A 236-nucleotide genomic window follows, 5' to 3' on the forward strand; every position below is an offset into this window, starting at 1 on the left:
CAGAGCGAGCAGCGCAGCAGGAAGGTGCCCGCAGGCGTCGCCGGCGGACGTGCCATGGTCACGTACAGCCCGCCCTCGAGCAGCGACTGCCAGATCGCGATCGCCGGTTCCTGGTCGGTCAGGATGATTGCGATGATCGCCGAATCGGACGTCTCGGTGCCGAGCTTGAAGCCCATCGCCGTGAGACCCGCGTGCATCGCCCGCGCGTTCTTCCAGAGCTGCGCGCGCTTGTCATG

The 236-nt window shown here is 67.4% G+C and carries 1 protein-coding gene; it reads right to left on the reverse strand.

Annotated elements, in window-relative coordinates; genetic code table 11:
• Window positions 1-236, reverse strand: a 236-nt coding sequence (locus AC0CH3_RS17960) for an aminotransferase class I/II-fold pyridoxal phosphate-dependent enzyme (protein WP_465238145.1), incomplete at both ends; no start/stop codon positions are given.

It is taken from the genome of Sphingomonas sp. AC449 (assembly GCF_979253475.1).